This is a genomic window from Levilactobacillus sp., assembly GCF_022646225.1.
GTDB classification, from domain to species: domain Bacteria; phylum Bacillota; class Bacilli; order Lactobacillales; family Lactobacillaceae; genus Levilactobacillus; species Levilactobacillus suantsaiihabitans.
Map to the genome: position 1 here is coordinate 246,086 of NZ_JALCJA010000004.1, position 22,858 is coordinate 268,943.

The window sequence follows — 22,858 nt, forward strand, 5'->3', positions numbered from 1 at the left end:
GACGCTGGGATGTCTGTCTTAGAATTTATCATTGAGGTCGGCGGGACCTATGTGGCGACGATTGCCTTTGGAATCCTGATCAATATCCCACGGCGGGCGCTCAACGTGGGCGGCTGGATCGGTGTGTTGGGGTACGTGTTGTACCGCTTCACGGTCCTATGGGGCGGCGGCTACGTAGTCGGTAATCTATTGGGCGCTGTAGCCATCGGGGTCGCCTCGCTACAGGCGGCTAAAATCAAGAAAATGCCGATGATCCTCTTCAACATCCCCGCCATCGTGCCACTGGTGCCGGGCGGGCAAGCGTATCAAATGATCAAGAACTTCGCGCTGGGGCAAAACTCGACGGCCTTCGTCTTCTTACTCCAGGTTGTGATGATCTCCGGCGCCATTGCCTTTGGCTTCTTGCTGTCAGAATTGGTCAACCGGATTCAACGCCGGTTTTGGCGGCACCACAAGCGTTTATGAAAGTGTTAATACTGGCGGAAACGCTAGAAATTTGCCCCCGGGGTGGTATACTCATTGCTAGGGGTTTTCCCAGAATCGGGTATGACGAAAGGAATAGTTAACTATGATGTTATTTAATCGGGACCGGGACCGGCCGTGGAAATTTACCTTGGCAACGGCCTTGTTCTTGGTCGTGGCCATCTACATAAAGGCGCAAAATGCCTACGTCGAGTTCTTGGATTCGTCGATTGTCGACGTGATCCAGAAGAATCAACCGGAGTGGAAGACGCTGCTGTACCGCGGGGTGACGAGCCTGGCAGAGCCTAAGTTGGATATCATTTGGGTGCTGATCTTGGCCTTCCTGCTGTGGGGGTTCAAGTTCAAGATTCCCGCGCTGTGGTGTCTGGCGACCTTAGCCGGCGGGGATGTACTGGCGTCGCTGGTCAAGAACCTGGTCAAACGGGCCCGACCTTCGACCCACTTAGCCATTGACGATGGCTATAGTTTCCCCAGTGGTCACGTCTTCGGCACCTTCCTGTTGATCGCGATGATCTGGGTCATCTTGGTACCAATGATTGCGGCGGCATGGAAGGCCTGGATCGTGCGCATTCTCTTGATCGTCTGGATGGGACTAGTCATGATCTCACGGGTCTACTTAAATGCCCACTTCCCAACAGATACCATCGGCGCCGTCTTACTGGCTTACCTGTGGTTACAATTTGCTGAAGGGCTCTACATTCGCTTGGCGCCGGTCATGCAGAACTGGCCGTTGCTCAAGCGTTCAGAAATTTAAGCGTCACACCAAAGGGCTTGGGATTTTTCCGGGCTCTTTTTGATTACCTAAAAATAAGAGTGGGCCAACAGGCGGTTAACTGCCTAGCGGTGTTAAGCAGAACCAGTTGTCTGTTGGCGCACGTTTCAGCTATGCAAAGGCGATCGACGCGCTGAATCGACGCAAAAAAAACGAGGGCCCACAGACAATGACTGCCTGCGAATCCCCGCTCCATTTCATTCAGTTAAAGGTTGAACCTAAAATTAATGCGTTGAACACCGTAACAGCGGCGCTCTGACACTTGAGATTGGTGAAACCAAGCGTCTGCGTCAGCCAGAGTTCCGCCTGCTCTGGGGAACACCTCCACCCTGGCTGCCTCCGGCAAAGTTGATGGCTATCAGCAACACTGTACTAGCTGAGAGCTAACTGACAAATGGGTTACTACCAAGGGTTAAGCCGATTGTTGTTGGTAAGCACTTTTGTAGCCGAGAGTTCGCCAAATATGGGTTCAGCCGTGGGAGTTGCCTTAGCGGCGCGGTTCTTGCCGCTTAGGCAACTGGCGTCTTTGAGACGTGTTTCTCGGCTCAAAGCGAGGCGTCGAGACCGCCCTTTGGCTCGACCCGTCCGCCCCAGCGCTCCAACCCATATTTGGCGAACGGTAGGCGGCCAGTTCGCATTGTGAGGCTGAAAACGCCATGGATCGCACTAATCCAGTTCATGCAGCCATTCTTCGGCGAGGTCCATCCAGTGGGCCACGTGAGGCAGGTTGGTGCCCGGCTTCCAGGCGGTGACCTGGTTGGCCAGTGCTAAGCCGTGGGGGCCTTGGTGGAAGACGTGGAGTTCGGTGTCGACGTGATTGGCGATTGAGGCCTGCGCGTAGGCCAACGCATTTTGAACGGGGACCAGGGGATCTTCGGCCGTGACCCAGATGAAGGTGGCCACGTTGCGCGGCGTGACGCGCTTATCCGCCGCGATTTGGTCGGGGTCATCGGTCCACTTAGCCAGGGTCTCGGCGTCGGTCGGGTAACCGGCGGCCGGGGTGATGACCGGGTAGCTGAGGATGACGGCACGCGGCTTGATTTCGTATGGCGTCGTGCCGGCCAACTGGTTGAAGTCGTCGTCATGCCACAGGTCGTTGAACAACGCAGTGATGTGGCCGCCGACGGAAAAGCCCGCCACGAAGATGTGGTCGGTGTCGATCAACCAGGCACTGGCGTTGCGCCGCAAGAGGGCGACACTCTTGGCCAATTCCACGACCGGTGTGGGTAGGAGCGGGGCCTTTTCGCCGCTGAACGTGTAGCGCAAGAAGAAGGCTTGATAGCCCCGTGCCGACCAGGCCAAGGCGAGGTCTTCGGCTTGTTGTTCAGGAATGTGGGTGTAAGCCCCACCCGGAACGATGATGATGGCGGGGTAAGTTCCCGTGTCGGTTGCGGGCTGCCGCAGATAAGCTTGTAAGTAAGCTGGCGAGTTCGGTGCCAGTGGCAAAGTGATTGTTTTCAATTGCGAAACCTCCTGAAATAAGTCATGATAGGATTTAACGGTTTTGACAGCGGTGGGCCAGCCAGCAACTGGGCTGCGCTGTCCCAGGCCGCTACGGCCAATGGAATGGTGCCCACCGCTGTATGGTTAAAGTATAACGCATTTAGCGGGGAACTGGAAAAGAGGGAAATGGGAATGGAACGAATTTTAGAAACAGCCCGGGTCCGGCTACGGCCACTAACGGAAAGCGACTTGCCCGGCTATCAGCGCCTGTTGACGATACCCGCGGTGGCGGCGGCTAATGGGTCACCGGCTGACGTATCCTCGGCGCAGATCAAACGTTGGCTAGCGGCCGACCGTCAAAGTCCCTTTGCCTTTACGATTGAGGACAAGAGTACCCAGCGGTTCATGGGAACGATTTTATTTTACCAGCACCAAACGGACACCGGGGCGCCCAGTGATGACGCTTACGACCTGGGGTATTTCCTAGATCCCGTTGACTGGGGGCAGGGCCTCATGCCCGAAGCCTTGGCTGGAAGCCTGTTGTTAGTTCAACGGGCAAAGCAACGCCCGCAGACGGTTTGGGCGACGTGCTTAGTGACCAATCACCGTTCACAACGGGTGCTTGAAAAGCTTGGTTTCACGGTGGTTTTACCGCATTTTGAAGCCCCAACGATTGGGGGTCAAGCGGCGACACCTGAACGACTTTATCGCTTAGATTTACTGGCCGAGAAAAATTAATGGGCACTTTTTTAAGGTTTCGTCTTGCAATGTGAGTTGGGGATGGTATACTACAAAGTATCGAATAGAAGAGGCGCGACCAACAAGAGTCGCTTTCCGGAGATGGGTCACATCACTGAAGGAAAGTTAAAGGGGCGGTCGCCGAAATCAACACGTGAGGGCATAGCGTGGTGGTTGGGTCCTGGTTCAACAGATCAGGGACTGTCGCAGCCAAATATGGGTTGCGGGGCGCTTTCAACGATATTGACTTGGAATAATGAAACTTCCAATCTCTTTCGCGGGCTTTTCTGGCGAAGGAGATTTTTTTATTGGCCCGGGTCGTTTCGAGGAAGTCCTTCTAATCATGAAGGAGGAAATTTTTATGGAACAGAATATGACAAACGCAACAACCAGCATGGCCTCTGATCAGGTCAAGCGGGGACTCAAGACGCGTCACGTGTCAATGATCGCGTTAGGTGGCTGTATCGGGACTGGGTTATTCGTTGCCAGTGGGTCAGCAATTTCCACCGCCGGTCCTGGTGGTGCGTTAGCTGCCTACGTGGCCATGGGGCTGATGGTTTACTTCCTGATGACCAGTTTGGGCGAAATGGCCACCAACATGCCAATCTCCGGGTCGTTTGCGGCGTATTCAGCCAAGTATGTTGATCCAGCCTTAGGGTTTGCGATGGGCTGGAACTACTGGTTCAATTGGGCCATCACCGTGGCCGTCGACATTTCGACCGCTGCGTTAGTCATGAAGTTCTGGTTACCCGGGGTCCCAAGTTGGATCTGGAGTGCCGTGGCCTTGGCCGTCGTCTTTATCATCAACGCCCTAGCCGTCCAAGCTTTCGGTGAAACGGAATTTTGGATGTCGTTGATCAAGGTCGTTACGATCTTTATCTTCTTGGCCGTTGGGTTGATGACCATCGTGGGCATCATGGGTGGTCACGCCACTGGCTTAGGTAACTTCACCTACAAGAAGGCGCCATTCGTTGGTGGCTTCCCTGCCATTTTGAGTGTGTTCGTGGTTGCCGGGTTCTCGTTCCAAGGAACTGAATTAGTCGGGATTACGGCTGGTGAATCTGAAGATCCTGCACACAGTGTTCCTAAGGCAATCAATTCTGTTTTCTGGCGAATCATTTTATTCTACATCTTAGCCATCTTTGTTATCGCCGCTGTCTTACCTTACACCAGTAAGGACCTGTTGGGTTCATCTGCCAGTGACATCGCCATCAGTCCCTTCACGTTGGTCTTCCAGCGTGCCGGCTTGGCCGCTGCCGCTAGTGTCATGAACGCGGTTATCTTGACGTCAGTCATTTCCGCCGCTAACTCCGGGATGTACGCTTCCACGCGGATGTTGTACTCCTTGTCTAAGGAAGGTTACGCCCCACGGTTGTTTGAACGGACTGGGAAGAATGGGATTCCTTATCCTGCCTTGTTCGCCACGACCATTGTTGCCGCATTGACCTTCATCAGTAGTATTGCCGGTCCAGAAATTTACATGTGGTTGGTTGCTGCGAGTGGTTTAACCGGCTTCATTGCTTGGTTCGGTATTGCCTTATCGCATTACCGGTTCCGCCGCGCATTCATCAAGCAAGGGCACAAGTTGTCCGAACTGAGTTACCATGCAAAGTGGTTCCCAGTTGGCCCAATCTTAGCCTTGGCACTGTGTGTGGCCGTCATTGTTGGGCAAGACCCACAATCCTTCTTCTCAGGTAACTGGGAACAAGTGCTGGTCACTTACATTAGTGTGCCACTGGTCTTGATCCTCTACATTGGCTACAAGATCAAGAAGCACACTAAGTTGATTCCACTGAGTGAAGTCGACGTTTCCCCAGTGCACCGCGATGGGACGCTGAAGGAAAACAAGTAGTGTTGTGACAAACGATTATCTGAAATTAAGTGTGGGCACACGAAATTTTAAATAAAAATTGACGGCGTCTAAGCTGGACACTTCCGGCTTGGACGTCGTTTTGTGCCCAGTGAGATTAAGAAAATGGCCACGACATATTGTCTTTTATCCGGGAGGTTGGTACAATATGTGGTGTTGAATTTTTGGACGGGGTCAGTGGCGCAAATGCCTACCGGACCCAGTTTACGTAGAGATAGGGGGTTCCGGTGGCTGCGGTCACGGACCCGGTGTATTTAAAGGAGAAGATTGCATGCTTGTATTATCGGGAACTATTGGCGCTGGCAAAACGAGTTTAACCACTTTGTTAGCCGAACACTTAAACAAACCAGCATTTTACGAATCAGTGGATGACAACAAGATCTTGCCACTGTTCTACCAGAACCCGCAGAAGTATGCTTTCTTGTTACAAATTTACTTCTTAAACAAGCGGCTGGACAGCATCAAGGCTGCCAACGCCGACGATGAAAGTGTCTTGGATCGGTCAATCTTTGAAGATTCCTTGCTCTTTCACTTGAACGCCGACTTGGGCCGGGCTACTAGTACGGAAGTCGACATTTACGATTCCTTACTGGCTAACATGATGCAAGAATTACCAGACGCCACGCACAAGAAGAACCCCGACTTATTGATCCACATCAACATTTCGTTTGAAACGATGTTGGAACGCATCAAGAAGCGTGGGCGTTCATACGAACAAATCGATCACGATCCGAGCCTGTACAAGTACTACCAAGAACTGGACCAACGTTACGTGGATTGGTACAACGCTTACGACAAGTCCCCTAAGATGCAAATCGACGGCGACAAGCTGGACTTCGTGGAAGACCCCGCAGCCCGCAAGCAAGTGCTCCAACTCATCGACGAAAAGATCGCCTCACTCTAGGTTTTAGTGGCAACGTGGCCGGGGCTGGCCGCCTACCGTTGCGCGAAAGTTGTGCTGGAACGCGGTGGGCGGACCAGTCGAGCCAAAGAGCGGTCTCGCCCTCGCTTTGAGCCGACAGTTCGCGTCTCAAAGACGCCAGTTCCCTAAGCGGCCAAGAACACCGCTAAGGGAACTCCCACGGCTGAGCACAACTTTCGCTCCACTCTCGGCTACGGTGGTGATAGTCACCACTACTAGCTGAGTGCGGACGAACTGTTGGCAGTCATCTTGGTTGATGCAACGGACAATCTGCCGGAGGAGGCCAGGGGTGGCGCCAGCTGTGTCGACGCAGTTACCTGGCGTTGCTTGCCAGGTTAGTGCGTGGGACGACTTTGGAGACTGGCGGGTTATGCCAGGCTTCAAAGCGAGCCGGAAGCCCGCTTCTGGGCTGCAGGCGGTCCCCATAGCAGGCAGAATCCCTGGCAGCCGCAGGCACTGGTTTCCGCTAGCGCAACGGTAAGGCGGAGTGTTGCCAGAAACTATAGTTAGTAATTGTTATCTGCCGAGAAATGCGGTATGATGAGATTAATCAAAAACACGTTGTGCCTATTTAGTAGACGGCCAGAGAAGCGGGGGATGCTGCAAACCGCGACGTCGAAGATTCCAGCACGAGAATTCGTGGGCGGGTAATGCCGCACGGTGCAAACCGTTATCATGTTCAAGGGTGTAACTGGGTCGCCAGTTACGAACTTGGGTGGTACCGCGAAGGTCTTCGTCCCATGTGACGGAGGCCTTTTTTGTACCATCCGCGAAAAAAGAGAGGAGAAAACAGCATGTTAGATTTAAAATTGATTCGCCAAGAACCAGATTTTATCAAAGAAAAATTAGCCACGCGGGGGGTGGATCCCGCTGATATCGACAGTTTGTTGGCCTTGGATGCCAAGCGGCGGGAACTGATCGTCAAGAGCGAAACCATGAAGGCCCAACGCAACACGGTGTCTGACGAAATTTCTCAACTGAAGCGCAACAAGCAAGATGCCAACGACAAGATCACCGAAATGCGGCAGGTCAGTGGGGAGATCAAGGACATTGATGCCCAACTGGATACGTTAAAGGCCCAGGTCCACGATGCGGCGGCCCATTTGCCTAACATTCCCAACGACAACGTGCCCGTTGGATTGACCGAAGACGGTAGCGTGGAATTGCGGCAGTGGGGCGAGAAGCCAAACATGGACTTTACGCCTAAGGCCCACTATGAACTCGGGGAAGACCTGGGCATCTTGGACTTTGAAGCCGGGGCCAAGGTTTCCGGGAGCCGTTACCTGTACTACCTGGGCTTAGGCGCCCGGTTGGAACGGGCCGTTTACAACTTCTTCTTGGATGAAAACACCAAGGCGGGCTTCAAGGAAGTCTTGCCACCTTACATCGTGAACGACGATTCCATGTACGGTACCGGTCAATTCCCTAAGTTCAAGGAAGATGTTTACCAACTCCGTGATGAAGATATGACCTTGATTCCAACGGCCGAAGTCCCTCTGGTCAACTACTACCGCGACGAAGTGATTCCTGAAGAGGACCTGCCAGTTTGGTTCACGGCCTTGACGCCAGCGTTCCGGTCCGAAGCCGGCAGTGCCGGTCGCGATACCCGGGGCTTGATTCGCTTGCACCAATTCAACAAGGTCGAAATGGTCAAGTTCTGTAAACCAGAAAACTCCTGGGATGAACTGGAAGCCTTGACGAAGCACGCTGAGAGCCTCTTACAGAAGTTAGGACTGGCTTACCACGTGATTACCCTGACGACCAGTGACATGAGCTTTACGGCGGCGATGACGCATGATTTGGAAGTCTGGTTCCCAGAACAAAACACCTACCGGGAAATTTCCAGCTGCTCCAACACCACGGACTTCCAAGCACGTCGGGCGCACATCCAATATCGCGACGACAACGGCAAGCTGCAATACGTGCACGCTTTGAACGGCTCTGGCTTGGCGGTTGGCCGGACCGTTGCCGCTATCTTGGAAAACTATCAAAACGCCGATGGCTCTGTGACGATTCCAGACGTCCTGGTGCCTTACATGGGCGGTGTGACCAAGATTACCAAATAGTTGAGAGTGGGCTCAAAGGCGGTTAGTCGGCGAGCATTAAGGCTGCTACCCGGATTATCCCGAACCTGGATAATTTGGGTAGCAGGGTTAAGCGGAACCGACTGCCCTTGGACACACGTTTCGGCTAGTTAAAGTTGGTGCTTGATCCTAGTTTACTTGCTAGGGGAATGGGTATCTTGGCAGTCAACGTATGTAAATAAATCAACATTGAAACAAGTCTCTTTCAATTACTGACAATAGTGACCGAGAGAGAACGCGGGTCAGGGCAGATGTCCTGGCCTTTTTATTTGCCCCTGACCAGGGAGGCTAAGCGGAAACCCAGTCAGGGGGACAAAAGAATTTTAGGTAAAAACTCATTTTTTTGAATATTTTTGAAATTTCTTATTGACGCGTCTGGGTCCTTCGTATAAAATAGTTTTTGTTGGTTAATTCCGACAGCCAAAAGAGGCTGCTACCGGAGTCACCGCGCATCGTCGTGAATGAAAAATTCAAATTATTTTGAAAAAAGGCTGGCTTTTTCTTCGCTAGTAGGTTAGAATATTATTTGTTGCTTACCGAGTAGTTATTCAGCTAACGAATATTTATTCAAAAAGATTTCAAAAAAGTTGTTGACATCATTTGCTCGGCATGGTAAATTATAATAGTTGTTTCAAACGAGGACATTGTTTCTCATTTGAAAGTCCATGGAGGATTAGCTCAGTTGGGAGAGCGTCTGCCTTACAAGCAGAGGGTCACAGGTTCGAGCCCTGTATCCTCCATCGGGACCAAGGTCCCTGGCGGTTAGTTCGCCAACGTTGCAGGTGTGGCGGAACTGGCAGACGCGCTAGATTTAGGTTCTAGTGTCTTATGACGTGGGGGTTCGAGTCCCTTCACCTGCATAACTAAATATTGCAAAATATTTTAAAAATATTTTGCCGACTTAGCTCAGTTGGCAGAGCATCTCACTAGTAATGAGGAGGTCGGAGGTTCGAATCCTCTAGTCGGCATGGCTCCATTAATTTAATAGCCAATTTGCGGAAGTAGTTCAGTGGTAGAACATCACCTTGCCATGGTGGGGGTCGCGGGTTCGAATCCCGTCTTCCGCTTTTGCCCTTTTGCCGGGGTGGCGGAATTGGCAGACGCACAGGACTTAAAATCCTGCGGTCAGTGATGACCGTACCGGTTCGATCCCGGTCCTCGGCATTTAATTGAATAATCATTATGCACCCATAGCGCAACTGGATAGAGTGTCTGACTACGAATCAGAAGGTTGTAGGTTCGACTCCTACTGGGTGCATTTTTGTTACTTATGTTTACCGCATAAGTGCTTTTCGGGAAGTAGCTCAGCTTGGTAGAGCACCTGGTTTGGGACCAGGGGGTCGCAGGTTCGAATCCTGTCTTCCCGATTAACTGACATTTGTCAGCGGGCTATTTCGGGAAGTAGCTCAGCTTGGTAGAGCACCACGTTCGGGACGTGGGGGTCGCAAGTTCAAATCTTGTCTTCCCGATTTTTTTATCCCGAAATTACATAAAAGCTGTTTAACGGCCGACCTCCTTACTAATCGTTTGGAAGTCGGCCGTTTTTTTGGTATGCTTATCTTCCAGGACTTCCGAAGAAATCGCGGTCTAATCCGTTGCATTTTCATGGAAAGTTCGTATAATATTAGTCAACATTAGTCAGAAGAACTGCACCGAAGGGGGGACGATAATGGAGAATCAAAATATTTCAGATATTATTGAGTCTTACCTCAAGCAGATTTTGGCTGAGTCTCAGCAGGTGGAGATCCGGCGCGCGGAAATCGCTGATCAGTTCAACGTGGTACCTTCCCAGATCAATTACGTGATCAAGACCCGTTTTACGATTCAAGACGGCTATGTCGTGGAGAGTAAACGCGGGGGCGGCGGGTACATTCGAATCGAAAAGGTCAAGTTGCTAGACAACCTGGATTTCATCGATTCACTCGTCAGCGCGGTGGGTGATCACATTACCCGCCACGATGGCTTGGCCGTTGTGCGGAGCCTATTTGAGGCTGGTACCATTAATCGGCGTGAGGCCAATATCATTTTGGCTGCGATCGAAAAGGATGCCGTTCACACTGGCGACCGCCAGACCAGTGAGCGGGTCCGCGCCCAGATTTTGGTATCGATTTTAAACCACTTACGTTACGAGAGTTAAGAAAGTGAGGAGTTGCAATGGATAACCTATTTACACCGAGTGCTAAGAGCGTCCTTGTTTTGGCACAGGAACAAGCAAAATATTTCAAGCACCAAGCAGTCGGTACGGAACACTTGCTGTTAGCCCTCACCATTGAAAAGAACGGGATTGCCAACAAGGTCTTACAACAATTCTCCGTTAGCGATGATGATGTTCGCGAAGAGATCGAACGGTTCACGGGTTACGGGACCTTGGCGAACCTGGATAAGGATAGCTACTTGCCGTACTCACCTAAGGCAAAATCAATGCTGGCCATGGCTGGCGATGAAGCCAAGCGGCTGGGTGCGATGAAGATTGGCACGGAGCACTTACTGTTAGCCCTGCTCAGTGACGACACGATTCTGTCATCACGGATCTTGAAGAACTTAAATGTCGACTTGACCGATGCTCGCAAGGTAGTCTTGCGGAAATTGGGCATTGCGGATACGCCGAAGCGGCGCAATGCGGATCGTAACCGGCGCAACACGCCTCAGGGCGGTACGCCAACGCTGGACTCCCTGGCTCGCAACTTAACGGATGCGGCGAAGGAAGGCCGGATGGATCCGACGGTTGGCCGGGACAAGGAAGTTAAGCGCGTCATTCAAATTCTGAGTCGCCGGACCAAGAACAACCCAGTTTTGATCGGTGAACCCGGAGTCGGGAAGACGGCGATTGCGGAAGGCTTGGCCCAACGCATCGTGGCCGGCAACGTTCCCGATGATATGAAGGACAAGCGCCTGATGATGCTCGACATGGGCTCACTGGTCGCGGGGACCAAGTACCGGGGCGAATTTGAAGATCGCCTGAAGAAAGTCATCGAAGAAATTTACAACGATGGTCATGTGATTCTGTTCATTGATGAATTGCACACGCTGATCGGTGCTGGTGGGGCTGAAGGGGCTATTGACGCCTCCAACATTTTAAAGCCAGCACTGGCCCGCGGCGAACTTCAAACCATTGGGGCAACGACGCTGGACGAATACCAAAAGTACATCGAATCCGATGCCGCTTTGGAACGGCGGTTTGCGACGGTCCAAGTCAACGAACCGACGCCGGCAGAAGCCAAGGAAATCTTGAATGGCTTGCGGCCACGGTATGAAGACCATCATCACGTCAACATCACGGATGATGCCATTGACCAAGCTGTCAAATTGTCCACGCGTTACATCAGCGACCGGTTCTTGCCAGATAAGGCCATCGACTTGATGGATGAGGCGTCCGCCAAAGTACGGATCGACCAAATGGACAAGCCGACCGCTGCGTCTAAGCAGGACCAAGAACTCAAGGACTTGGCAGAAGCCAAGGAAAAGGCCATCGAAGACCAAGACTTCGAACGGGCCGCTAAGTTGCGGACCGAGGAAATGGCCTTACGGGAAAAGGTGGATGCGCGTGAAGCCAAGGACGCTGAAAAGGCGGACACGGATGACCGGCACTACAGCTTAAACGTGACGGGTGAAGACGTGGCCGATGTGGTCGCTGAATGGACCGGGGTACCGGTTACGCAGTTGAAGCAAACGGACGCGGATCGCCTGGTTAATTTGGAAAAGATCTTGCACGAACGGGTCATTGGTCAAGAAGAAGCCGTTTCGGCGGTTTCTCGGGCCATCCGGCGGGCACGGTCTGGCCTCAAGGATCCGAACCGGCCAATTGGCTCATTTATGTTCCTGGGACCTACCGGTGTCGGGAAGACGGAATTGGCCAAGGCCTTGGCTGAAGCCATGTTCGGGTCTGAAGACAACATGATTCGGGTCGACATGAGCGAATACATGGAAAAGTACTCTACCAGTCGGTTGATCGGGTCAGCACCCGGTTACGTGGGCTACGACGAAGGTGGGCAATTGACCGAAAAAGTTCGGCAAAAGCCTTACTCCGTGGTTCTCTTCGATGAAGTGGAAAAGGCCCACCCGGATGTCTTCAACATCTTGCTGCAGGTCTTGGACGATGGTTACCTGACGGATTCCAAGGGTCGCAAGGTCGACTTCCGGAACACCATCTTGATCATGACCTCTAACTTAGGGGCCACGAAGCTGCGGGATGAAAAGACCGTGGGCTTTGGCGCCGAAGACATGGCGGATAGCTACAAGGCTATGGCAGCCACGATTCGGGAGACCCTGAAGCAATCGTTCCGGCCAGAATTCCTGAACCGAATCGACGAAACGGTCATCTTCCATTCATTAAAGAAGCCAGAACTCCACGAAATCGTGAAGTTGATGGCCAAGCGCATCGTCAACCGCGTGGCAGAACAAAACATCAAGCTCAAGATCACGCCAGCCGCGGTCGATGCCGTCGCCAAGGCGGGCTTTGATCCGGAATACGGTGCACGGCCAATTCGGCGGGCACTGCAAACACAGGTCGAAGATAAGCTGAGCGAATCTCTGTTAAATGGCGAAATCAAGACGGGCGACCAAGTCACGATTGGCGCCACGAAGGGTGAGGTCACGGTCAACGTGAAATCAACCGACGCCAAGGGAACACCGAAGACGGTGGCGAGTCACTAGCCAGTGGTCTGTTCTAGGTGACCAGTCAAACCAGTTTGAAAAATAACGAAGCGTCCAGTATCACTGCTAGTCGGCGGTGGTGCTGGACGCTTTTTGTTGTGAGATTAGACTGTTGTTGGTGCCGCAATGGGGATGGCTGATAAACACGGGCAGAACTAGTGAACCTAGGCGCCTGCGTCAGTCTAGGGTGGGGGGGATTGCGCTGGGGCCTATCAGTCGTGCAAATCGTCTGCACCGTAGGCTAATCCCAAGGTAATACCGTTAACACAGCTAATACCACCTTTAGTTACCGCCAACAAATTGATATCCAGTAATGACCTGTTGACCGGAAGCTAGCTGATAGGCCAGTTGCTACCAAGGGTTCAGTCAATCGTTATGGGCGATCACTCATGTAGCCGAGAGTCCGCCAAATATGGGTTCAGCCGTGGGAGTTGTCTTAGCGGCGCGGTTCATGGCGCTTAGACAACTGGCGTCTTTGAGACGCGATTTTCGGCTCAAAGCGAGGCCGAGACCGCTCCTCAGGCTCGGTCCGGTCCGCCCACCGCGTTCCAACCCATATTTGGCGGACGGCAGGCGGCCAGCTTTCACTGTGAAGCTGTGTTCCCCAGAGTAGGCGGACCCCTGGCTGACGCAGGCGCCTGGTTTCACCAATTTTAGGTTCGACGTTCAGGTAACATTTTTGCGAAAACATTACGTTTGCGAAGAACTGTGACTTGGTCTAACAAGTGATAAGTGAGATGTGGTAAACTAAAGTTACGAGTTGACCGCCTGGATGACGGGGTGTTGGCCACTGGTTGTTTCGGGAAGTTCCCTAACCAGCCGGCTGACCAGGACGGACGGTCAGGAAAGGACGAGAGCGATGAAGAGAGAAGAACAGTTAACCCACACACACGCAGCGATTTTACAAGCTGCCAGAGAACAGTTCTTGGCGCGGGGCTATCAGGCGACTTCCACTCGTGAGATTGCCAAAGAAGTCGGCATTACCCAGCCAGCACTGTACCACCACTTTAGCGACAAGGAGGTTATCTTCCTTGAAGTGATCAAGAGCGTCGGTCAGGAGGTCCAGCAGGGCATCTTAGCCGTTAATGACCGGTTGGCGACCGCAGAGCAGCCCGACCCGGTCGAAGCCTTAGCGGCGGTGACAGAGGTGCTGACGGGGGTCCATCCCCGTGACGTCTTCACGGTGATCCACAGCAGCTTCCGGTTCTTGAAGCCGGAGAACAAACGGCAACTGGGGATGGTCTTCATGCAAGACTACCTGGGCCCGCTGCAGAAGTTCTTCGAGCTGGGCATCGTGACACTGCAGCCCGGCTTGTCGGCCCAGGATGCGGCTTCATTTTACCTGACCAGTCTGAGCCCGCTCTTCAACACGTTCCATCACGTGGGGCCGGCCGACGCATCGCAGCATGACCAGACCCTGGCATTGATTCGATTGATCTTATTTGGGGTCGCGGTCAAAAAGTGAGGGTTCCTTATTGACATTTGCCAATAGATTTAGTACTATATCATTTGTATGCAACTGTGAACTGAAATTGAGCGCGCCGATCTATTGTCCGGTGGCGTTCGTTATAAGAAGCCAAAAGCAAGCTCCAAGTTTGTTTTTGGATTTTTTTTGCCAAAAAACCGGGCGAAAACGCATTTGTAACCAAAATGTAATATTCGGTTTGGCCAGTCACAGAATAAATAGGAGAGGTGAACAACTTGGCAGGACACTTAGTTAAATACGGGAAACACCGTACACGCCGTAGCTATTCGCGAATCAAGGAAGTTCTTGATTTACCTAACTTGATTGAAATTCAAACCAATTCCTACAACTGGTTCCTCGACGAAGGTTTACGCGATATGTTCGACGACATCATGCCAATCGAAGATTTTCAAGGAAACCTTTCGTTAGAGTTTGTTGATTATCAGTTACTGGAACCCAAATATACCGTGGATGAAGCACGGGAGCACGATGCCAACTATTCGGCACCACTTCACGTCACTTTACGTTTAACCAACCACGAAACGGGCGAAATCAAATCGCAAGATGTCTTCTTCGGTGACTTCCCATTAATGACGGCCCAAGGGACCTTCATTATTAATGGGGCAGAACGGGTAATTGTTTCTCAATTAGTCCGCTCACCAGGGGTTTACTTCAACGAAGATACCGATAAGAATGGCCGGACCGTCTTTGGCGCAACGGTTATTCCTAACCGGGGTGCTTGGTTGGAATTTGAAACCGACGCCAAGAACATTTCCTACGTCCGCATTGACCGGACGCGGAAGATCCCAATGACCGAATTGGTTCGGGCCTTAGGATTTGGTTCTGACGATGAAATCTTAGATATCTTAGGTGACAACGAAAGTCTTACACGGACGTTGGAAAAGGATATCCACAAGAACACCGATGACTCCCGTGTCGAAGAGTCCTTAAAGGACATCTACGAACGCTTGCGGCCAGGGGAACCAAAGACGGCAGACTCTTCACGGAGTTTACTGACGGCACGGTTCTTTGATCCTAAGCGTTACGATATGGCGCCTGTCGGCCGTTACAAGACCAACAAGAAGCTGAGCTTAAAGACCCGTTTACTGGGCTTGACCTTGGCGGAAACGTTGGCTGACCCAGATACCGGTGAAATCATCGCGCAAAAGGGGACGGTCGTTGACAAGGACGTCATGAAGACGTTGGCCCCATACTTGGATCAAGACGATTTCAAGATGGTCACCTTCCAACCTTCAGACGAAGCCGTGGTGACGGAACCACTGAAATTACAAATTATTAAAGTTGAATCTCCTGACGATCCAGAACAAGAAGTTCCCGTTATCGGCAATGGCAACATTGACATCAAGCTGAAGCACATTCGCCCAGCCGACATCATTGCTTCCATGAACTACTTCTTTGATCTGCAAATCGGCATCGGCTCGACTGATGACATTGACCACTTGGGTAACCGGCGGATTCGTTCCGTGGGTGAACTCCTGCAAAACCAATTTCGGATCGGGTTATCCCGGATGGAACGGGTTGTGCGTGAACGGATGTCCATTCAAGATGCTGCGACGGTAACGCCACAACAATTGATCAACATTCGTCCAGTTGTGGCCTCCATCAAGGAATTTTTCGGGTCATCTCAATTGTCACAATTCATGGATCAGACCAACCCGCTGGGTGAATTAACCCATAAGCGGCGGTTGTCTGCTCTGGGACCTGGTGGGTTGACGCGTGACCGTGCCGGCTATGAAGTCCGGGACGTGCACTACACCCACTACGGTCGGATGTGCCCAATTGAAACGCCTGAAGGTCCTAACATCGGGCTGATCAACAGTCTGTCCAGTTACGCTCGGGTCAACAAGTATGGCTTCATCGAAACGCCATACCGTCGTGTTTCCTGGGATACGCACAAGGTTACCGACAAGATCGATTACCTGACTGCCGACGAAGAAGATAACTACGTTGTGGCTCAAGCCAACACGCCGTTGAACGATGACGGTTCCTTCGCAACGGATACCATCATGGCCCGTGACGAAGATAACAACATCGAAACTTCTGCTGACCGGATCGACTACATGGACGTTTCGCCTAAGCAAGTTGTTGCTGTGGCCACGGCATGTATTCCTTTCTTGGAAAACGATGACTCCAACCGGGCCTTGATGGGTGCCAACATGCAACGGCAAGCTGTGCCATTGCTGGACCCTCACGCCCCATTAGTTGGGACTGGGATTGAATACAAGGCGGCCCATGACTCCGGTGTTGCCTTGATCAGTCAACATGAAGGAACCGTTGAATACGTTGATGCACGGGAAATCCGCGTTCGGCGCGACGATGGTGCCTTGGACACTTACAAGCTGATGAAGTTCCGCCGGTCAAACGGTGGGAAGAACTACAACCAACGGCCAATCGTTAAGGTCGGCGACCATGTCGACAACGATGAAATTTTGGCTGATGGACCTTCCATGGAAAATGGGGAATTAGCCTTAGGGCAAAACCCATTAGTTGCCTTCATGACTTGGCAAGGGTACAACTTCGAAGATGCCATCGGGATCAACGAACGGTTGGTTCGCGATGACGTTTACACGTCGATTCATATTGAAGAATACGAATCAGAAGCACGTGATACGAAGCTGGGACCTGAAGAAATGACGCGTGAAATCCCTAACGTTGGGGAAGACGCCCTGAAGAACTTGGACGAAGACGGGATCATCCGGATCGGTGCCGAAGTTCAAGATGGGGATATCTTGGTTGGTAAGGTCACGCCTAAGGGTGTTACGGAATTATCTGCCGAAGAACGTCTGCTCCACGCCATCTTTGGTGAAAAGGCCCGTGAAGTACGGGATACTTCATTGAAGGTGCCACATGGTGGTGGCGGGATCATCCAGGATGTTAAGATCTTCACTCGTGAAAACGGGGATGAGTTATCACCTGGTGTCAACATGATGGTTCGGGTCTACATCGCGCAAAAGCGGAAGATCCAAGTGGGGGACAAGATGTCTGGTCGTCACGGTAACAAGGGGACGGTTTCCGTCGTTATCCCTGAAGAAGATATGCCGTACATGCCAGATGGGACCCCAATCGACATCATGTTGAGTCCAATGGGTGTGCCTTCCCGGATGAACATCGGGCAAGTGCTCGAATTGCATTTAGGGATGGCTGCTCGTAAATTAGGGATTCATGTTGCCACGCCTGTCTTTGATGGTGCCCGTGATACGGATATTGCGGATGCCGTTAAGGAAGCGGGGATGGCTGCCGATGCCAAGACCGTCTTATACGATGGCCGGACCGGTGAACCATTTGACAAGCGCGTCGCTGTCGGTGTCATGAACTACCTGAAGTTGGCCCACATGGTCGACGACAAGATGCACGCCCGTTCCATTGGACCTTACTCACTGGTTACGCAACAACCCCTTGGTGGGAAAGCGCAATTTGGTGGACAGCGTTTCGGTGAAATGGAAGTTTGGGCTTTGGAAGCTTACGGTGCCGCTTATACGTTGCAAGAAATCTTGACGTACAAGTCTGATGACGTGGTTGGTCGGGTTAAGACCTACGAAGCCATCGTCAAGGGCGATCCAATTCCAAAGCCAGGTGTGCCAGAATCATTCCGCGTGCTGGTTAAAGAATTACAATCCTTAGGGCTGGATATGAAGGTCTTAAACGGGAACAATGAAGAAATCGAACTCCGTGATATGGACGACGATGACGATGATGTTGTGAACGTTGATGCGTTGAGCAAGTACGCCCAACAACAAGAGGAACGTAAGGCTGCCGCACAAGGCGATGACACCAAGGCCACCTCAGCATCTACAAAAAATGAAAGTCAACCAAACACGCAAGACTAATTAATAAGGGAGGTCGCTTCTTTGGTCGATGTCAATAAGTTCGAAAGCATGCAGATCGGGCTGGCTTCACCTGATAAGATCCGTAGCTGGTCTTATGGGGAAGTCAAGAAGCCTGAAACCATCAACTACCGGACATTAAAGCCTGAAAAAGACGGGCTGTTCGACGAGCGGATTTTCGGTCCTACCAAGGACTGGGAATGTGCTTGTGGGAAATACAAGCGAATCCGTTACAAGGGTGTCGTTTGTGACCGTTGTGGGGTCGAAGTTACCCGTTCTAAGGTTCGTCGTGAACGGATGGGCCACATTGAATTGGCTGCACCTGTTACCCACATCTGGTACTTCAAGGGGATCCCTAGCCGGATGGGCTTGGTCCTCGACATGAGCCCCCGGGCCCTGGAAGAAATCATCTATTTCGCATCCTACGTGGTCTTAGATCCAGGTAACACGCCACTCGAAAAGAAGCAATTACTTTCCGAACGTGACTACCGTGACAAGCTCGTAGAATACGGCAGTGACGCCTTCAAGGCTGAAATGGGTGCCGAAGCCATCAAGAAGTTGTTGATGGCCGTAGACCTAGATAAAGAAGTTGCAGAATTAAAGGAAGAGTTGAAGGAAGCCACTGGCCAAAAGCGGACGCGTGCCGTTCGTCGTTTGGACATCTTGGAAGCCTTCGTGACTTCTGGTAACCGTCCGGAGTGGATGGTAATGGACGCAATTCCGGTCATTCCACCTGACTTACGGCCAATGGTACAACTCGAAGGTGGGCGTTTCGCAACGTCTGACTTGAACGACTTGTACCGGCGGGTTATCAACCGGAACAGCCGGTTGAAGCGGTTGTTAGACTTAAACGCACCTGGCATCATCGTTCAAAACGAAAAGCGGATGCTCCAAGAAGCCGTTGACGCCTTGATCGATAACGGTCGTCGTGGCCGTCCCGTTGCGGGTCCAGGTAACCGGCCATTGAAGTCTCTTTCACACATGTTGAAAGGGAAGCAAGGTCGGTTCCGGCAAAACTTGTTAGGGAAGCGGGTTGACTACTCTGGTCGTTCCGTTATTGACGTTGGTCCTTCCCTCAAGTTCAACCAAATGGGTCTGCCAGTCCCAATGGCTTTGGAATTGTTCCGGCCATTTATCATGAAGGAACTGGTTGCCCGGGGCTTAGCTTCTAACATTAAGAACGCCAAGCGCCAAATCGACCGTGAAGATGACGATGTCTTCAACGTGCTTGAAGATGTCATCAAGGAACACCCTGTTCTGTTGAACCGGGCCCCTACGCTTCACCGTTTAGGGATTCAAGCGTTCGAACCCGTCTTGGTTAGTGGTAAAGCGATGCGGTTACACCCATTGGCTTGTGAAGCCTACAACGCCGATTTCGATGGGGACCAAATGGCCATCCACGTGCCGTTATCTGATGAAGCACAGGCGGAAGCTCGTTTGCTGATGTTAGCGGCTCACCATATCCTGGCACCTGCCAGTGGGAAGCCAGTTGTTGCGCCTTCTCAAGATATGGTTATCGGGAACTACTACCTGACGATGGAAGAAGCCAACCGTGAAGGGGAAGGCATGATCTTTACCGACCTCAACGAAGCTGTTCTGGCTTACCGGAACGGTTTGGTTCACTGGCACACGCGTGTAGGTGTTCAGGTTTCTTCGATGCCAGACAAGCCATTTACTGACGAACAACGTAGCAAGATCATGGTGACGACTGTTGGGAAGTTGATTTTCAACAACATCCTGCCAAAGTCGTTCCCATACTTGAACGAACCTACGAGCACGAACCTGAATGGCGCCGTTCCGGACAAGTACTTCTTGGAACCGGGCGAAGACATTCATGATTACCTGCAAAACGCCGAACTGATTGGGCCATTCAAGAAGGGCTTCTTGTCTGACATCATCGCGGCTGTTTACCAACAATACAAGGTGACCGCAACTTCCAAGCTGCTTGACCGGATCAAGGACTTAGGTTATGACGAATCAACCAAGTCCGGGTTGACGGTGGGGATGGTCGATGTGACCGACTTGAAAGAAAAGCCAGAGATCATCGACGCTGCCCACAAGCAGGTTGCAACGGTTACCAAGCAATTCCGGCGTGGTCTGATTACGGATCATGAACGTTACGAACGGGTTATTGGAATCTGGAACGATGCCAAGGACGACATTCAAAACGCCTTGATTCACAGTTTCGACCAACAGAACCCTATCTTTATGATGAGTGATTCTGGTGCCCGGGGGAACATTTCTAACTTTACGCAGCTGGCCGGGATGCGTGGTCTGATGGCCGCTCCTAGTGGTGACATCATGGAGCTGCCGATCACGTCTAACTTCCGTGAAGGCCTGTCTGTGATGGAAATGTTCATTTCGACCCACGGTGCTCGTAAAGGGATGACCGATACGGCGCTGAAGACTGCCAACTCAGGTTACCTGACACGGCGGCTGGTCGATGTTGCCCAAGACGTTATCATTCGGGAAAAAGATTGTGGGACTGACCGTGGTTTGAAGATTCGGGCCATCACTGATGGTAACGAAATGATCGAACCACTGTACGACCGGATCTTAGGGCGTTACACCCAAAAGACCGTCTACGATCCAAAGACTGGGGACGTCATCGTGCCTAAGAACCAAATGATCGTCGAAGACACTGCCCAACAAATCGTTGACGCGGGTGTTGAAGAAGTTACCATTCGTTCCGCCTTCACTTGCAACACCGAACATGGTGTTTGTGAACGTTGTTACGGCCGGAACATGGCTACTGGTGACGAAGTTGAAGTTGGTGAAGCTGTCGGGACTGTTGCCGCTCAATCAATCGGTGAACCTGGGACCCAGCTGACCATGCGGAACTTCCATACCGGTGGTGTTGCCGGGAACGAAGATATTACCCAAGGGTTGCCTCGTGTTCAAGAATTGTTTGAATCTCGGAACCCTAAAGGTAAAGCTGAGATCACTGAAGTTACTGGGACGGTTGAATCAATCGAAGAAAACCCAGCTGAACGGACCAAGGAAGTTACCATTAAGGGTGAAGCCGATACGCGGAGTTACACGTTACCAATCACGGCACGGATGCGTGTCAGTGAAGGCGACTTTATCCACCGTGGTGGCGCCTTGAACTATGGGTCTGTTGATCCTAAGGAATTGCTGCGGGTTCGCGATGTCTTGTCTACTGAAACTTACATCTTGGGTGAAGTGCAACGTGTTTACCGGATGCAAGGTGTGGCTATTAGTGATAAGCACGTGGAAATCATGGTTCGGCAAATGCTGCGGAAGGTCCGCATCATGGACCCAGGTGACACGGACGTGCTGCCAGGGACTTTGATGGACATTCAAGACTTCCGTCGGGCCAACTACCAAACCTTGATCGATGGGGGCATTGCCGCCACCGCTCGTCCAGTTATCTTGGGGATTACCAAGGCTGCCTTGGAAACCAACAGTTTCTTATCAGCCGCATCCTTCCAGGAAACGACGCGTGTCTTGACCGATGCTGCTATTCGGGGCAAGAACGATCCACTGGTTGGTTTGAAGGAAAATGTCATCATTGGGAAGATCATTCCTGCCGGGACTGGGATGCCAGATTACCGTCAGATCAAGCCCAAAGAAGTTGGCGGTACGTCAACCGAAGGCGTTTATTCCATCAGCGACTTAGAAAAACAAATGCAAGAAGACTCACAGGCCTAGTGACAACTAGCTTGTTGGTCGGGGGCTCGCCAGAGATGGCGGGTCCTTTTTTTGTATAAGAGTGGGCCGTCAGGCGGTTAGCCGGCGAGCATTAACGGTGCTAGACGGATAATCCTGGGCCTGGATTATTTGTCTAGCAGTGTTAAGCGGAACCAGTTGCCTGTTGGCGCACGTTTCGGCACCGTAGTGGGAAAACGGTGCCGCCTGTTGGCGCACGTTTCAGCCGCACAACGCGGACTGGCCGTCTACCGTTCGCCAAATATGGGTTGGAGCGCTGGGGCGGACGGGTCGAGCCAAAAGGCGGTCTCGACGCCTCGCTTTGAGCCGAAAGTCGCGTCTCAAAGACGCCAGTTGTCTAAGCGGCATGAACCGCGCCGCTAAGACAACTCCCACGGCTGAACCCATATTTGGCGAACTCTCGGCTACGGTAGTGCGTATTAGTAACAGTCGTCTTAACCCCAGGTAGTAGCAACATTGACGACTAATTTTTCATTAACACAGTTTTACTGATAGCCGTCAACCTTACCGGAGGCAGCCAGATGGCTCCACCGTAGCCTGGCGCAGGCGCCTGGTTTCACCAATTTTAGATACTGGAACACCGTCGTTACAGCAAAGCGCGTTAATTTTAGGTTCAACCTTTAGCCGCAAAAAAGAGGCCCCAGCTGGCAAGCCGCGACCTCTGAATGAAGCTTATTTATTTTTTGGTGAAGCATATTCTGGAAATTGACGAGCAAATTCTCTTTCAGCTTCGGCGACCGCCTGGTGATATGCCGGCGAATGCATCCGTTTGTTCAAAGCGGCCTGTTCTTCGGGGGTCAGTTTGCGGTCGAGTGAGTCGTCAATGATTAGGGAATCGGGTTCTGGGGTGGTGTAGGGCATTGAAATTGGCCTCCTTTAGGGTCACGGTTATT

13 protein-coding genes, 8 tRNA genes and 1 riboswitch are annotated in these 22,858 nt (G+C 51.9%); of the genes, 19 read left to right on the top strand and 2 right to left on the bottom strand.

What is annotated here, in order from left to right; genetic code table 11:
* The first annotated feature begins 9 nt into the window (after nt 1-9).
* Both LKH74_RS08040 and LKH74_RS08045 read left to right on the top strand, forming a co-directional pair.
* Nucleotides 10-465 carry a threonine/serine exporter family protein gene (locus LKH74_RS08040; RefSeq protein WP_135367543.1) on the top strand — a complete coding sequence of 152 codons (456 nt, stop codon included), beginning with the start codon at nt 10-12 and terminating at the stop codon, nt 463-465.
* A gap of 103 nt (nt 466-568) precedes the next feature.
* Nucleotides 569-1,237 carry a phosphatase PAP2 family protein gene (locus LKH74_RS08045; protein ID WP_287708202.1) on the top strand — a complete coding sequence of 223 codons (669 nt, stop codon included), beginning with the start codon at nt 569-571 and terminating at the stop codon, nt 1,235-1,237.
* A gap of 684 nt (nt 1,238-1,921) precedes the next feature.
* On the opposite strand, the gene LKH74_RS08050 is transcribed toward LKH74_RS08045, so the two are convergent.
* Entirely contained in the window at nt 1,922-2,716 is a 795-nt protein-coding gene (locus tag LKH74_RS08050; RefSeq protein WP_135367541.1) for an alpha/beta hydrolase, read from the bottom strand.
* A 174-nt stretch (nt 2,717-2,890) separates the two neighbouring features.
* Between LKH74_RS08050 and LKH74_RS08055 the strand changes: the two genes are divergently transcribed.
* The 17 genes from LKH74_RS08055 (at nt 2,891) to rpoC (ending at nt 21,947) form a co-directional block, all read left to right on the top strand.
* Nucleotides 2,891-3,436, top strand: coding sequence for a GNAT family N-acetyltransferase (locus LKH74_RS08055; protein ID WP_287708203.1), 546 nt, complete (start codon nt 2,891-2,893; stop codon nt 3,434-3,436).
* Nucleotides 3,437-3,496: 60 nt separating this feature from the next.
* Nucleotides 3,497-3,678, top strand: a riboswitch (Lysine riboswitch).
* 119 nt (nt 3,679-3,797) lie between these two features.
* Entirely contained in the window at nt 3,798-5,288 is a 1,491-nt protein-coding gene (locus LKH74_RS08060; protein WP_179951128.1) for an amino acid permease, read from the top strand.
* A gap of 289 nt (nt 5,289-5,577) precedes the next feature.
* Nucleotides 5,578-6,210, top strand: a complete 633-nt coding sequence (locus LKH74_RS08065; protein WP_135367539.1) for a deoxynucleoside kinase — start codon at nt 5,578-5,580, stop codon at nt 6,208-6,210.
* 812 nt (nt 6,211-7,022) lie between these two features.
* Nucleotides 7,023-8,294 carry a serine--tRNA ligase gene (gene serS / locus LKH74_RS08070; RefSeq protein WP_135367538.1) on the top strand — a complete coding sequence of 424 codons (1,272 nt, stop codon included), beginning with the start codon at nt 7,023-7,025 and terminating at the stop codon, nt 8,292-8,294.
* A 685-nt stretch (nt 8,295-8,979) separates the two neighbouring features.
* A tRNA-Val gene (locus LKH74_RS08075) sits at nt 8,980-9,052 on the top strand.
* Nucleotides 9,053-9,090: 38 nt separating this feature from the next.
* Nucleotides 9,091-9,172, top strand: a tRNA-Leu gene (locus LKH74_RS08080).
* A 35-nt stretch (nt 9,173-9,207) separates the two neighbouring features.
* Nucleotides 9,208-9,280, top strand: a tRNA-Thr gene (locus LKH74_RS08085).
* Between the two features lie 27 nt (nt 9,281-9,307).
* Nucleotides 9,308-9,379 (top strand) — tRNA-Gly (locus LKH74_RS08090).
* An 11-nt stretch (nt 9,380-9,390) separates the two neighbouring features.
* Nucleotides 9,391-9,476: transfer RNA gene (locus LKH74_RS08095), tRNA-Leu, on the top strand.
* Nucleotides 9,477-9,496: 20 nt separating this feature from the next.
* Nucleotides 9,497-9,570: transfer RNA gene (locus LKH74_RS08100), tRNA-Arg, on the top strand.
* A 35-nt stretch (nt 9,571-9,605) separates the two neighbouring features.
* Nucleotides 9,606-9,679, top strand: a tRNA-Pro gene (locus LKH74_RS08105).
* 28 nt (nt 9,680-9,707) lie between these two features.
* Nucleotides 9,708-9,781 (top strand) — tRNA-Pro (locus tag LKH74_RS08110).
* Nucleotides 9,782-9,981: 200 nt separating this feature from the next.
* On the top strand, nt 9,982-10,449 hold the full coding sequence (locus LKH74_RS08115; protein WP_135367537.1) for a CtsR family transcriptional regulator: 468 nt from the start codon (nt 9,982-9,984) through the stop codon (nt 10,447-10,449).
* Between the two features lie 17 nt (nt 10,450-10,466).
* Nucleotides 10,467-12,965: an ATP-dependent Clp protease ATP-binding subunit gene (locus tag LKH74_RS08120; protein WP_287708204.1), complete on the top strand. Its 2,499-nt coding sequence runs from the start codon at nt 10,467-10,469 to the stop codon at nt 12,963-12,965.
* Nucleotides 12,966-13,824: 859 nt separating this feature from the next.
* A complete protein-coding gene (locus tag LKH74_RS08125; RefSeq protein WP_135367535.1) occupies nt 13,825-14,430 on the top strand; it encodes a TetR/AcrR family transcriptional regulator in 606 nt (201 codons plus the stop codon).
* 227 nt (nt 14,431-14,657) lie between these two features.
* On the top strand, nt 14,658-18,278 hold the full coding sequence (gene rpoB / locus LKH74_RS08130; RefSeq protein WP_167850138.1) for a DNA-directed RNA polymerase subunit beta: 3,621 nt from the start codon (nt 14,658-14,660) through the stop codon (nt 18,276-18,278).
* Between the two features lie 21 nt (nt 18,279-18,299).
* On the top strand, nt 18,300-21,947 hold the full coding sequence (rpoC, locus tag LKH74_RS08135; protein ID WP_287708205.1) for a DNA-directed RNA polymerase subunit beta': 3,648 nt from the start codon (nt 18,300-18,302) through the stop codon (nt 21,945-21,947).
* A gap of 690 nt (nt 21,948-22,637) precedes the next feature.
* On the opposite strand, the gene LKH74_RS08140 is transcribed toward rpoC, so the two are convergent.
* The gene (locus tag LKH74_RS08140; protein WP_287708206.1) at nt 22,638-22,826 is read right to left on the bottom strand and encodes a hypothetical protein; all 189 of its coding nucleotides are present in this window, start codon (nt 22,824-22,826) and stop codon (nt 22,638-22,640) included.
* Nucleotides 22,827-22,858 lie beyond the last annotated feature (32 nt).